We start from the raw sequence: 12,790 nt of genomic DNA on the forward strand, positions 1-12,790 counted from the left end.
TTCCGACCCCACACGCCTACGCTCACCAGCCCGACCGACGCGGTCTCACGCTACTGTAGAAATCATTCATCTGGCGATAATTCTACTGATTTTTAATCATCGAATACACCTGCATGTTTTTACTGCTTGGAAATGTTCTAGTTATGCTCTACTGACGGAAGGCACGTAGGTGGGAGCCCCCGACACCGCTCGCAGGTCCACATGCTACATCAAATCACCCGCAATCACAGTTGCTTTTTTGTGGACAACAGCCTGCCTCTCTCCCCAACTACAAATATCATCCATAACCGGAACGAGCGACTCGCCGCGCGCTGACAACGAGTACTCGACCTTTGGCGGCACCTGCGGATATTCCTTACGTATGACCAAACCGTCATTCTCAAGCTCTCGCAAAGTGTTGGTGAGCGTCTTAAACGAAATTGGGGCCAGCAGTCGCTTGAGTGCGTTGTAGCGAATCGGACCGTGGTTCAACGCCAACGCGTAGAGCAACTGCATCTTATACTTGCCGCCAATCAGTCGCAGCGTATAGGCAAAGCCCGTATCTTCCAACCGGTTTTCCGTGATGTAATCAATATCAGCCATCACACTCTCCTTTGGGTTAGTACCGCACCTTAATTACCGTACTTGTTCTGTCGTTCAGCATAACATATGCTGAAACCAATAACGAAAGGACGTGCGGACAAAATGAAAACAATCGTGTATACCCATCCGTATTCTGGTAGTTTCAACCATGCTATTTTGACACGCTTGACCGATTACTTTGAATCTGAGGGTCAAGATTATCAAGTAATCGACCTCTATCAAGATGGCTTTGACCCCCGTTATTCCGCTGAGGAGCTGCGTCTGTTCAGTCGCGGCGAGACACCTTACCAACTGGTCAAAGATTATCAGCGGATGATTGAACGCTCCAACGAGCTAATTGTCATCACCCCAATTTGGTGGTACAACATCCCCGCCGAGCTCAAGGGTTTCTTTGACAAAGTGATGTTAAGGGGCTTCGCATACGTGGAATCACCGGAATGGCGCGGTCTGTTGACGTACATCAACAAAGCAACCGTGATTACTACCTCCACGGTCCCAAAGGATTACCTTCAGCAGCAAGCGGGCGACCCAATCCAGGGCAATTTGATTAATCGAACCATTGCCGATCTTGGTATCGACCCCAGCAAAACCAACTGGATTCATTTTGGTGAAGTAAATCTAACCACGGACAAGGTCCGCAAGCAATTTTTGGCCGACCTCCCCAACCTGTACCGCGATGGCAAACAGAGTTAGTACAATATTGTGATGATGCCCGCTCTACCGACCGCGGGTATATGGACCACATTAGAATAAACAAACCCGTCCAGGATTACCCGGACGGGTTTGTTGATCTTACATATATAGACAGCACGCCCGCAATAATCAGGCTGACAGACCGAGGTGCAACCATAATGGTATTGAACCCATCGATATGACGGGAACCCGCGGGCGGGCTTGGGGACGGAGGCGTCGTACCCGGAGACGTAGTTGCTACGACCCCAGAGCGCTGTTCGAGCAAAGCGAGTTACAGCGGCAAATTCTGGAGACAAAGTGGTTTCCTTTGTCTCCAGAATTCGCGGGAGGACGGAACGTCCGGAGCGTGCGGGTGTAGCAACCTACGGCGGAGGGTACGTAAGCCGCAGTCCCCAAGTCCGCCCGCGAGTTCGCCCCACGTAAGCCGCAGCTCGCCAGCCCGACCAACGCTGCCGGCAACCACTACATTGGCCCCTCACCCACCCAGGTACGCGGCCTGGACCTGAGCGTCGGCGAGGAGTTCGGCGCCGGTGCCAGTCATTTTGACTTCGCCGCTCGCCAAGACGTACGCTCGGTCGGCAATGCTCAACGCCTGCGTCGCGTTCTGTTCGATCAGCAACACGGTCGTCCCCTGCTCGTGGATGGTCTTGATGATGTCGAACACCTTCTGAATGTAGATGGGCGATAGCCCCATCGACGGTTCGTCCAACAACAACAGCTTGGGCTTCGCCATCAGCGCGCGACCCATGGCCAACATTTGTTGTTCACCACCGGATAGCGTCGCCGCATCCTGCTTACGCCGTTCCGCCAGCACCGGGAAGCGCGTGAAGACTTCTTCCAAAGACGCGGAGATATCCGCCCCGCGTGGCTGGGTAAACGCACCCAGTTGCAGGTTTTCCAGGACGCTGAGGCCCTCAAAGACGTGCCGGCCTTCCGGCACCTGTGAAATACCCAACTGGACGATTCGTGACGCGCTCGATAGGTTGATCACCTTGTCCTCGTAGGTTACCGTTCCGGCTTTGGCGCGCATAATACCCGAGATAGTTTTCAGGATGGTGCTTTTACCCGCACCGTTTGCCCCGATGAGCGTCACAATTTCGCCCGTGTGCACCTCGAAGCTGACGTCCTTGACCGCCTTGATGGCACCATAGTTAACGACCAAGTGCTCGACTTTAAGCATGAACGCCACCCCCTAGGTACGCACTAACCACTTCCTCATTGGCCTTAATTTCGTCCGGCGTTCCGTCCGCAATTAGCTTGCCGTGATCCAGCACGAAGATGCGCTGGGCCAGATTCATTACCAGCGACATATCGTGCTCAATTAGCACCACCGTCACGTGGTAGTCCGACTGGAGTTTGCGAATCAAACGCATCAGGTCCGCGGTTTCTTCAGGGTTCATCCCCGCAGCGGGTTCATCCAGGAAAATCACTTGCGGCGACGTCGCCAGCGCGCGCACAATTTCCACGCGCCTTTGCTCACCATACGGCAAGTTGCCCGCCTCCGTGTCCGCGTACGGTGTGAGGTCAAAGTCGGCCAGCAACTGGTCGGCCCGTTCGCGTACGGCGGCTTCCTTCTTATAAAAGGACGGCAGGCGTAACATCGTCGCCACGAAACTTTCACGGTAGCTACTGGTCATGGCCACCGCCACGTTATCACGCACGCTCATATCCGCAAACAGGCGAATGTTTTGGAAGGTGCGTGACAACCCCAACTTGGCGACCTGGTACGCCGCCTTTTTGTTCAGCTCAACCGTTCCCTGCTCCGTGTGCAGGAGTACGCGACCGCTGGTGGGCGGGACCACGCTGGTAATCGCGTTGAACAGCGTGGTCTTACCCGCACCGTTCGGGCCGATGAGGGCAACCAGCGAGCCCCGTTCAACTTCGAACGAGACGTCGTCCACGGCGGTGAGGCCGCCAAAGACTTCGCTGACGTGTTGTAACTCTAGAATTGTACTCATTCTGTTCCCCCCACCTTACGTTTTTTACCGACCCACCGGAACGACAGCTCGTGCCGGCCCAACAGACCGGACGGCTTGAAGACCATCAGCAGGATCAGCGCTAGTGCGTAAATGACCATCCGCAGGGTCCCGAAGTTCTGGAGCACGGTGTCAATCACGCCGAGCACCACGGCGGCCACGACGGTCCCGGTCATACTACCAATTCCACCTAACACCACAATAATCAGGATGGCAATGGTGTTCATGATACCAAAGTCGCTGGGGGCAATCGTCTGAATGTAGCTGGCGTGGAGCGAGCCGGCTACTGCGGCGGTTGCGGCACCAAAGACGAAGGTGGACAGCTTCCACTTTGTCGTGTTCAGGCCCACCGCCTCCGACGCAATTTCGTCCTCCCGCACCGAAATGACGGCGCGACCGGAACGAGCGTGAATGAAGTTGACGGTCATAATGAGGACGATACACATGACGACATACACAACCGGCCAGGTAGCGTACATCGGAATGTTGAAAATCCCGGACGGACCATTCGTGATTTTGAGGTTATTAATCACCACGCGGATGATTTCCGATGCACCCATGGTCGCAATTGCCAGGTAGTCACCACGCAGACGCAGCGTCGGTACCCCGATGATGATAGCGGCAATCACCGCAATCACGATACCGAGAACTACAGACAACCAGAAGCCCACGGCGGTCGTCGCGTACTCGGTCAAAATCCCCGTAGCGTACGCGCCAATGGCCATGAACCCGGCGTGACCCAAGCTAAACTGGCCGGTAAACCCAATGATGAGGTTGAGGCCACTTGCAAGAATCACGTTAATACCGATGGTCACCAACGCGTTTTCGATGAAGGTGTTGATCAGGCCGGCGAACTCACACGCATCGATGATTGCAAAGCCGGCGATCATGATTAATAACCAAATTGCATTTGCCTTGATATTTCTTTGCATAGCGTTCACCTAGACCTTTTCCTTCTTGTTCTTGCCGAAAATCCCGGATGGCAGTACCAGCAGGATGATGATCAGGACCACGTACACCGCCGCGTCTTTGTACGCGGAGAGCCCCACAGCCTGCGTCGCCGTCTCGAGGATACCAATCAGGAAGCCCCCGATTGACGCGCCCGGAATGGAACCAATGCCACCGACAACGGCCGCAACGAACGCCTTAATGCCGGGCGTCATCCCCATCAGCGGGTCGATAGAGTTGTAATACAGCCCGATGAGCACCCCACCAGCACCCGCGAGCGCGGAGCCGATGGCAAAGGTGAAGGAGATCACGTGGTTGGGGTTAATCCCCACCAGCTGGGCAGCATCCGGGTCGTTGGCCACTGCCCGCATGGCTTTGCCCATCTTGGTCTGCTTAATGACAAACTGCAGGGCCACCATCAGGAAAATGGCCGTACCCAGAATGATGATCTGGATGTTAGAAATGCTGATGCCGGCCACGTGGTAATTATGTTGCTTGATGACCTGCGGAAAACTGCGGGCACTCGCACCGTAGAGGTACGACATCCCGTTTTCCAGAAAGTAGGACACCCCAATTGCCGTGATGAGCGCGGCCACTCGTGGTGCGTGGCGAAGTGGGCGGTAGGCCAGAAACTCGATGATGACGCCCACCAGCGCGGTAATCGCCATGGTCGAGATGAGCGCAAAGATAAAGTTGAAGTGCCAGTAATTAATGACAAAGTAGCCCCAAAATGCCCCGAGCATGTACACATCACCATGCGCAAAGTTCAGAAGCTTGATGATCCCATAGACCATCGTGTAGCCTAACGCCAGCAGTGCGTAAATACTGCCAAGCGAGATGCCGTTGATTAGTTGTTGCATGATTGTATGCACAAGCCGACCTCCTGTAAATTGACAACGGGTGGCCCCGCAACCTACCGTTACGCACGTTGCGGGTGGTCACACCCTGCGACGCACAAACAGTCCCGGGCCGTCACTTCACTAGGAAGCGCCCGCCCTGGACTGTTAATGCGCTGGGTCATTAGCGGCCCATGTTACTTAACTGAGTAGGCCTTCACAATCTTGCCGTCAGTCATTTGTTCAATTGAAACGGTCTTTTCTGGGTTGTGCTTGCTATCAACACTCATCTTCCCGGTAACACCGTTCATGTTCTTGATCTTACCCATCGCCTTGGCAATGTCAGCCGAGTTCGTGGAGTTGGCCTTTTCGATTGCGGCCTTGACCATGTATACGGAGTCGTAAGACAGCGCGGAGAACGTTGGTGCTTCAGCGTTAAACTTCTTCTGGTAGTCGGACATGAACGTCTTAACCGTGCTGTTCGTGTCCGCGGACTTCGTGGAGAATGGCGTGCTGTAGTATACGTTAGTGGCGTTGCTGCTACCAGCAATCTTTGCCAGGGCTGGGTCACCCATACCATCGGAACCGATGATTGGTGCCGTGATACCCATCTGACGCGCCTGCTTAACGATCAGACCAATTTCAGAGTAGTAGCCAGGTGCGTAGATAGCGTCAAACTTCTTGCCCTTCAGGCTGGTCAGCGTGGCGTTAAAGTCCTTGTCGCCTTCCTGGAAGTACTGGGTGGAAACAATGTTGCCCTTAAAGTTGGACTTGAATGCCTTGGCCAGCCCGGTACCATAGTCACTCGAGTTATCAGCCAGGATAGCTACTCGGCGTGATTTGAGGGTTGTGTAGGCAAAGCGGGCAGCGGCACCAGCCTGGTAGTCGTTAGTGAAACATGCCCGGAATGCGTACGGCTGAACCTTGCCGCTCTTTTGCATCGTGTAGCCCGCGTCAGTAGCTGATGGTGTAACCATCGCTACGGAAGCCTTGGTGACGTTGGGGATAGCTGCTGTTGAGTCGTTCGTGGTTGCGGGCCCAACGACTGCGACTACCTTATCGTTGTTGACCAGCTGGGCGGCTACGGAAGCGGACCCGGTCGTAGACGACTTGTTGTCGCGATAGACGGCCTTCACCTTCATCTTCTTACCGTCAACTTTGATACCGCCGGCCTTGTTGATCTTATCAACGGCGAGCTCAATCCCCTTCTTCTGTTGCTCACCATAGCCCGCAACGGAACCAGAGAGCTCCATGTTAACCCCGATTTTGATGGTGTTGCCACTGGCGTTGTTACCCTTTGCCTTAGCTGAACTGGAACACCCTGCCATCACGGCCACCATAGCTGCGGCGGCAAAGCCCATTGCGATACGTTTGAAAGTCTTCTTCATTTTCCCGGTCTCCTTTAACCTATGTGGTTCCCCAAATTATGTGTGGTGCCTGACTACCTGGTACTTATGTGCCCACCCAACCAAAAACGGCGGGCCCCGCTTGCAGCAACTGCTGCAACAGGGTCCGCCGTTAACTTACCGGATGAGCCCCATTGCCAAAGTGAACAAGGACTCAATTAGCGATTAGAAATCGCAACCGGGTCCTTACTTCAACAACAAGGCTAGCAACGCAAAAGAAGACGAAGTCATGGATGCTGTAGTGTTTTTAATAATCATGGCAATGTTCTCCTTTGCTTTGCTAATTCAATACGGCTAGTTTATTAGTGAGCGACAGCTTTGTCAACACATTTTACAATCTTTTTTTAATTTAAGGCTTAGAAACGCTTTCGCGACGTCGCCGCCACGCTGCCCGGCCGTAGTAAAAGCCGTAACACAGCGCGATAAACGGCAACATGTACAGCAGGCTACTCCGTTGGTTGGGGTCAAAGACAATCAGGACGCACGACAGCAGGCTCATAATCAGTGCAGCCCATGGCACCACCGGGAAACCTGGCGTGCGGAATTTGAGTTCGCTATCCGTGTGCCCTTGCGCCAACCATTGCCGCCGGAAGTTAATTTCTGACAACGCAATCGCCATCCACACAATCACGACGGCCAGCCCGGAAATGGAAACCAACACGAGGTAAACGGTGCCGGCCGCCACCACGCTGGACGCTAGCGCGAGGATGCCGCCCACCATGCTGACGGCTAGAGCAAGCAGCGGTACGCCACGGCGGCTGGTCTGGGCAAAGCGGCGGCTAATCGTCCCCTCATGGGCCAACGACCACAGCATCCGCGTTGAGGCGTAGAGTCCCGAGTTAGCGGCGGACAGGATGGCAGTCAGCACCACGAAGTTCATCAGGTCGCCGGCAAACGGTAAACCCATGCGGTTGAAGACCAGGACGAACGGACTTTGGTTGACCCCCGCGTCCTGCCACGGAATCAGGGCCGCCATCACAAAAATACTGCCAATAAAGAAAATCACCAGCCGCATGAGCGTGGTGCGAATAGCTTGCGGAATGTTGTGCGCCGGATCCTTGGTCTCACCGGCAGTCACCCCGATGAGTTCGGTGCCAGAGAAGGCAAAGTTGACGGTTAACATCGTCGTGAATACGCCTTTGAATCCGGTAGGAAACCAGCCATCCTTAGTGAGGTTGTGTAATAACGGGGCGTGTTGGTAACCGTCCAGATGGATGACACCCACGATTGCCAGTGCGCCGAGCAGGATAAACACAACAATCGCCACCACTTTGATACTGGAGAACCAGAATTCAGTTTCGGCAAAGAAGCGGACGGACAGCGCGTTGGAAACGACGATTACCACCATAAACAGCAAGCTCCAGACCCACGTGGGCGACCCCGGGAACCACTTTTGCATCATCAACCCGGCTGCGGTGAACTCCGATCCTAGCGCGACGGTCCACGTCAACCAGTAGAGGATGGCGACCGTGAACCCCGTACCCGGCCCGATAAACCGGTCGGCGTACACGTGGAATGAGCCAGTCTCAGGCATAGCCACGGCCAGCTCGCCGAGGCACAGCATGACCAGGTAGACCACTACCGCGCCAATGCCGTATGCCAGGATGGTCCCAATCGGCCCGGCCTGGTGGATGGTGTAGCCGGAGCTGAGGAATAGCCCCGTACCAATCACCCCGCCCAGTGAAATCATCAATAGGTGGCGCGATTCCATTTTGCGTTGTAAAGTTTCGCGTTGTGCTGCCAAAGTAATACCCCCATAGTTATGTTCAACACGCCAAATCGCCCCAGGACGTCCGGAAGCGGTGCTATTGCCCCGGATAAAATTTTCAGGTGTCCGTCGGCGTGCTACAATATCATTAATACGCTTGTGAATCACTATCTCACTTTGGGGGTGGGAGGGGCAAGTAAAAACAGAGCGGAACAAACCGGGTTGAAAGCGGAGCGGAACTTAGTTTGGCCGAAAGACCCGCACTTGGTCTTTGGGACAAACTGAGTTACGTATAGCTTTCAGGTTTGAGGAGCTCGAATAAAAAACAGAGCGGAGCCATGCGGTTAGAAGGTAGAGTGTAAGTGATACAGAGTGGCAGGCGGGTTTTGCCTGATACTTTGGATTGCTTACACGGCACCTTCTGCATGGCGGAACTCAATTATGAACAGCGCTCAAATAAGGCAGGCATCTATGCAGAATCCATTAACTAATCTACTTAACCAACGCCACTACCTGGTCAATGATGGCGCCATGGGTACGGAACTTGACCGTCGCGGTGTGGACACCAACAACAGTCTCTGGTCCGCACTCGCTTTGACCTCCGACCCCGACGCCGTGCAGGCCGTCCACGCTGATTACTTCGCGGCGGGGGCCGACATTGCGACCACCAACACGTACCAGGCGACCCCGCAAGGCTTTGCGCAGCAGGGCATCGACCATCAAGTTAGCAGCAAAATCATCACGGAAGCCGTGGCACTCGCCCAGGTAGCCCGCGATTCCGCCACCCGTAGTCAGGAGCGCCTCGTAGCGGGAAGCGTGGGCCCGTACGGTGCGTTTCTCGCTGATGGCAGTGAGTACACAGGTAAGTACCAGTTAAGTCCCGTCCAGTACCACGACTTTCACCTGATGCGGATGCGGGCATTGGCGGCCGCTGGCGTGGACCTCTTTGCCTTTGAAACCCAGCCTAACAACGATGAGGTGACTGCCCTCGTGGAACTGCTGGGGCAGGAATTTCCTGACCTCACCGCTTGGGTATCATTTAGTATCAGCGACGCTCACCACCTCGCCGATGGCACACCACTGGCGCGGGCGGCGGCAGCACTGAACGACAATCCACAAATTGAGGCTGTGGGGGTTAACTGCACCGATATGACCATGATTGCCCCCGCTCTCCGCGTCCTGCGGCGGGCCACCGAAAAGCCGCTGATCGTGTACCCGAATAACGGTGATACGTACAATCCCAGCTCCAAAACCTGGGTAACGAACCCGCACGCGGCAAGTTTCACCGACCTCGTCCCTGAATGGGTGACCGCCGGGGCCGCAATCATTGGCGGCTGTTGCCGGACGTCCCCGACCGATATCGCGACGATTCGCGTGGCGATTGACGAGTTGGAATGATTGAAGGCTGAATATAGATATTGAGCTTACGCTGTTCTTAATTGGTACATTGAAAGGGCGTGTACACCCGGGAAAGTATCCCGGACGTACACGCCCCTTTTGCATTATTTTTGCGTTACGTAGCCATCCTATCAATATCGGCGCTACGCGGTGGCCCAATCGTACTGCTTCAAATATTTCTGATCATCTGGCTTACTGCTCCGAGTCGGTTTGTCAGTATGCGCTAGACGGTACTGAACGTCCAACGTTAACAACATACGCGCCGGAATACCCGTAACCTTCTCAATGGATAACGCTACGGTTGGAGAAATAAACGCTTTTCGGTGTAGGACTTGCGAAAGATGTTTCTCCGAAACGCCGATTCGTTTTGCAAAGTCCGCATGCTCAATGTTCTGGAAGGCGAGCGTTTCCTCAATGGTGTCGGCTGCGGAAAAATCGCCAATATCTGTCGGGGAAATTTTGTTGTTTCGATTTAGCATAATAAATACCCCTCCTTAGTGATAATCTTCAATTTTAACGATGACTATAGTTACCGCGTCAGCCGGCTTCGTTGTCAGTTCATCAAAGCGATCATAACCCTCAATAATCATTCTCCAATTGGGTCCAACGTCGACCGCAAAATGATTATCATAATTTCCATGTAGTGGATGCAGGCGGGCCGGTGGTAATCTGGAAATATCGTCAAGGGTACTCGCACTTTCAAACTCGGAAAGTCGCTGACCAATTCGTTTAGAGTGATCGCTGCCAAATTTTTTAACTCGCAATCTAGCATCATTTAAAACTTTAGTTAGCTTAACCGTTTCGCCAAAGTATTCCATGCTCTCTACCTCACGCTTCCACTTTACCACATAGGTAAAGTGACGTCAATTACGCTTAAATTTCACATTCAATTAACCGTACATCAATTACACCAATATGCCTAAATCATGGCGTTAATTTGTCGCAGACAATCTCGCACTAGATGTATACTGTCCTTGTAAACATCATCAATATAATATTCATAATTAAAGTTCCATCTAACACTGCATCATGGAGGTTAATTTCATGGATCAAAAGAACGTACAGCGTGAAAAAGTCGCGCATCTGATTGATGATTTATACAACCAACTGGCAACGGACGGTGACAGCAAAACTATCGAAATTCGCGAATCGTTGCTTAAGGCTTACCGGCACCTAGACCGCAAGAGTCCGGAAGTGACGGCTAACCATCTGGCTAACTATCTCCGCTTTACCGGCTATACCGAAAAAATTGCCTATACACAAGCCCAGGATGAGGTAATTTCTCAACTGAGCCAGTTAGGCCAAAGCGCCGGCCTGAACGGTTCCTACAAAACGGCGTACGGCGATAAAAGTCAGTTTTAGAAACTTTGTTCCTTAACCCACAAAGAAGGCATAGAAATGGAAGCAAAACAAAAACTCATTGCGAAAATGTTGGAACTGCAACACCTATTTGAACAACAAAATGACTCCGACTCCAAACAAATCGTGGCCACCATCAAACAGACCGTAGCTCGTACCGCCGACAAGAAAATTCAGGGCGCCAATGTTGCACCACAAGTAAAACCAATTAGTCACATCATCAGGACTAAAATGAGTGCGGACAACTACCAACTGACGCTAGAGCAACGGACTACCCTCTTTGACATGGAGGGGCTAGCCGAAGATATTGCCAACAAGTTCATGTCCGGCATCCCCAACCTGTAACGCAACACCTGCTACCGGATGGTGCCAAATATTAGCTGTTTACCACTGAGGCTCAATCAATTAGTCCTGCAATCAAACTGGGAGGTACATATTATGAAGTCAGTTAAAAACACATCGTCCAAAGTAAAATGGTTTAGCGGTGGCAACGACCGCCGTCAGCAGGCCATTGAAATCATTAATAAGTTGATTGATTGCCCGGAAGTGAACCAGTCCGACGCGCTATTATCGAAACTGGATGGGTACCGCGAAGAGCTCACCCAACAAAAACAGTCCGTACCGTTTATCCTCAGCCGCATGAACGTAGACGTCGGCAAGTCCATCCAGGATAATAGTGTGACACTATCGGACACTGCCAACGCACTAGTCGACGAACTGGGTCAACTGAGTCAAATCCACTGGGGTTACTAGACCCCATAGAAGGAAGGCACAGCCATGCCCAAAGACACAGATTACTATCAACACATTAGTCAGCTGGTGTCGACGGCGTTGAACGACCCCGACATTGCGGCCGACCAACACCTGGTCGCCTTGTTACGCAAAGTGGACGCCGCGGCCGCTGACAACCAGAAATTTTACGATGACCGGCGCAAATTCCAACCGACAGTGTCACTTTACGCGTTGGAACACCATAATAAAGTGCCCGCCGAACTATTGGACTTGCTCAAGTACGTTGACACGCCTAATTCCTGGAGTGGGTTCTAATGCACAAATTGAGGCAGGCAGAAACAAAGTAACATCTGGTAGCGGAACGTCACTAGGGTTACCTAAATAATCATCATGACCGCTTTGCCCACCAGCGTCGCACCATAAATCATGACGATGGCGCCGGAAATGATGTTGACCCAAAGTAGAAACCGCCGTGGTAGGCGGTTTTTTAGTGTGCCAATCACTAACGTAATGCCGAAGAACCACAAAACCGTGCTGGAAAGAATGCCCAGCAAGAACGGCAACACCTCGCTATTGGTGAGCGTACTCCGCATCGCGCCAAAGGAAACGCTGGTGTCGATAATCGCCTGCGGGTTGGCAAAGGCGACGACCCACGCACCCGTGAACGCCTCTTTGAGTGGCATCACCGCGTCATCATTACCAATGGTGGTGGCATTTGCGCTGCGTAAAATCCCCCAGCCCATCCATACCACCACTAAGCCACCCACCAGCAGAATGACCAGTTTCAGCCACTGGTAGTGGGTAATGATGGCGCCCATCCCCAGGAAGGCCACCACGGTCAAAGTAGTGTCGGCAATCCACACAAAGACTGCAATGAGCAGCGCCCGAGGGAGGCGGTTGCTCATGGCGCTATTGAACACGAATAAGTTTTGCATACCGATAGAACTAACGAGTGCGATGCTGATGAGCATCCCCCTTAAGTAGACTGACAACATTATGTGTACCTCCCACGCTATTGGGTATTGGTGTGTTGTGGCGGCGGGCGGGGTGTGGCCTTGCGGAAACTTTAGGGCAACTTGCTACGGCAATCGGGTTTTATCGCTACTCAGAGTGGTAAGTGCTACAGCGCTCCCGCGTTACTCGTGCGTATGG

At 53.1% G+C, this 12,790-nt stretch carries 16 protein-coding genes; 6 read left to right on the forward strand and 10 right to left on the reverse strand.

Going from position 1 to position 12,790, the window contains the following annotated elements; all coding sequences use genetic code 11:
• Positions 1–204 precede the first annotated feature (204 nt).
• Entirely contained in the window at positions 205–582 is a 378-nt protein-coding gene (locus LPA02S_RS07825) for a winged helix-turn-helix transcriptional regulator (protein WP_056957106.1), read from the reverse strand.
• 102 nt (positions 583–684) lie between these two features.
• On the opposite strand from LPA02S_RS07825, the gene LPA02S_RS07830 reads away from it, so the two are divergent.
• On the forward strand, positions 685–1,275 hold the full coding sequence (locus tag LPA02S_RS07830) for an NAD(P)H-dependent oxidoreductase (protein ID WP_054651018.1): 591 nt from the start codon (positions 685–687) through the stop codon (positions 1,273–1,275).
• Positions 1,276–1,750: 475 nt separating this feature from the next.
• Here the strand turns inward: LPA02S_RS07830 and LPA02S_RS07835 are convergent, their stop codons facing one another.
• The 6 genes from LPA02S_RS07835 to LPA02S_RS07860 form a co-directional block, all read right to left on the reverse strand.
• Entirely contained in the window at positions 1,751–2,455 is a 705-nt protein-coding gene (locus LPA02S_RS07835; RefSeq protein ID WP_054651020.1) for an ABC transporter ATP-binding protein, read from the reverse strand.
• Complete coding sequence (locus LPA02S_RS07840) at positions 2,448–3,233, reverse strand: ABC transporter ATP-binding protein (RefSeq protein WP_054651022.1); 786 nt, start codon at positions 3,231–3,233, stop codon at positions 2,448–2,450. Before LPA02S_RS07840 ends, LPA02S_RS07835 begins: the two co-directional genes overlap by 8 nt.
• Positions 3,230–4,183, reverse strand: a complete 954-nt coding sequence (locus LPA02S_RS07845; protein ID WP_056957116.1) for a branched-chain amino acid ABC transporter permease — start codon at positions 4,181–4,183, stop codon at positions 3,230–3,232. Before LPA02S_RS07845 ends, LPA02S_RS07840 begins: the two co-directional genes overlap by 4 nt.
• 9 nt (positions 4,184–4,192) lie before the next feature.
• The gene (locus tag LPA02S_RS07850; protein WP_054651024.1) at positions 4,193–5,071 is read right to left on the reverse strand and encodes a branched-chain amino acid ABC transporter permease; all 879 of its coding nucleotides are present in this window, start codon (positions 5,069–5,071) and stop codon (positions 4,193–4,195) included.
• A gap of 161 nt (positions 5,072–5,232) precedes the next feature.
• The gene (locus LPA02S_RS07855; protein ID WP_056957107.1) at positions 5,233–6,423 is read right to left on the reverse strand and encodes an ABC transporter substrate-binding protein; all 1,191 of its coding nucleotides are present in this window, start codon (positions 6,421–6,423) and stop codon (positions 5,233–5,235) included.
• 367 nt (positions 6,424–6,790) lie between these two features.
• Positions 6,791–8,152, reverse strand: coding sequence for an amino acid permease (locus LPA02S_RS07860; RefSeq protein ID WP_054651041.1), 1,362 nt, complete (start codon positions 8,150–8,152; stop codon positions 6,791–6,793).
• Between the two features lie 468 nt (positions 8,153–8,620).
• Here LPA02S_RS07860 and mmuM point away from each other — a divergent pair, with 468 nt between their 5' ends.
• Positions 8,621–9,547: a homocysteine S-methyltransferase gene (mmuM, locus tag LPA02S_RS07865; RefSeq protein WP_056957108.1), complete on the forward strand. Its 927-nt coding sequence runs from the start codon at positions 8,621–8,623 to the stop codon at positions 9,545–9,547.
• Positions 9,548–9,690: 143 nt separating this feature from the next.
• Here the strand turns inward: mmuM and LPA02S_RS07870 are convergent, their stop codons facing one another.
• Complete coding sequence (locus LPA02S_RS07870; protein WP_156302166.1) at positions 9,691–10,026, reverse strand: helix-turn-helix transcriptional regulator; 336 nt, start codon at positions 10,024–10,026, stop codon at positions 9,691–9,693.
• A 15-nt stretch (positions 10,027–10,041) separates the two neighbouring features.
• Complete coding sequence (locus LPA02S_RS07875) at positions 10,042–10,365, reverse strand: type II toxin-antitoxin system RelE/ParE family toxin (RefSeq protein ID WP_056957109.1); 324 nt, start codon at positions 10,363–10,365, stop codon at positions 10,042–10,044.
• A 226-nt stretch (positions 10,366–10,591) separates the two neighbouring features.
• On the opposite strand from LPA02S_RS07875, the gene LPA02S_RS07880 reads away from it, so the two are divergent.
• The 4 genes from LPA02S_RS07880 to LPA02S_RS07895 all read left to right on the forward strand — a co-directional run bounded on the left by LPA02S_RS07880 (position 10,592) and on the right by LPA02S_RS07895 (position 11,953).
• The gene (locus LPA02S_RS07880; RefSeq protein ID WP_056957110.1) at positions 10,592–10,909 is read left to right on the forward strand and encodes a bacteriocin immunity family protein; all 318 of its coding nucleotides are present in this window, start codon (positions 10,592–10,594) and stop codon (positions 10,907–10,909) included.
• Positions 10,910–10,945: 36 nt separating this feature from the next.
• Positions 10,946–11,251 (forward strand): hypothetical protein, encoded by a 306-nt coding sequence (locus tag LPA02S_RS07885; RefSeq protein WP_054651029.1) that lies wholly within the window; start codon positions 10,946–10,948, stop codon positions 11,249–11,251.
• 93 nt (positions 11,252–11,344) lie between these two features.
• Positions 11,345–11,659 (forward strand): bacteriocin immunity family protein, encoded by a 315-nt coding sequence (locus tag LPA02S_RS07890; RefSeq protein ID WP_054651031.1) that lies wholly within the window; start codon positions 11,345–11,347, stop codon positions 11,657–11,659.
• A 24-nt stretch (positions 11,660–11,683) separates the two neighbouring features.
• On the forward strand, positions 11,684–11,953 hold the full coding sequence (locus LPA02S_RS07895; protein WP_056957111.1) for a bacteriocin immunity protein: 270 nt from the start codon (positions 11,684–11,686) through the stop codon (positions 11,951–11,953).
• 62 nt (positions 11,954–12,015) lie between these two features.
• Here the strand turns inward: LPA02S_RS07895 and LPA02S_RS07900 are convergent, their stop codons facing one another.
• Positions 12,016–12,633, reverse strand: a complete 618-nt coding sequence (locus LPA02S_RS07900) for a LysE/ArgO family amino acid transporter (RefSeq protein ID WP_056957112.1) — start codon at positions 12,631–12,633, stop codon at positions 12,016–12,018.
• Positions 12,634–12,790: the final 157 nt, after the last annotated feature.

The organism is Lacticaseibacillus pantheris DSM 15945 = JCM 12539 = NBRC 106106, assembly GCF_001591865.1.
Lineage (GTDB): Bacteria > Bacillota > Bacilli > Lactobacillales > Lactobacillaceae > Lacticaseibacillus > Lacticaseibacillus pantheris.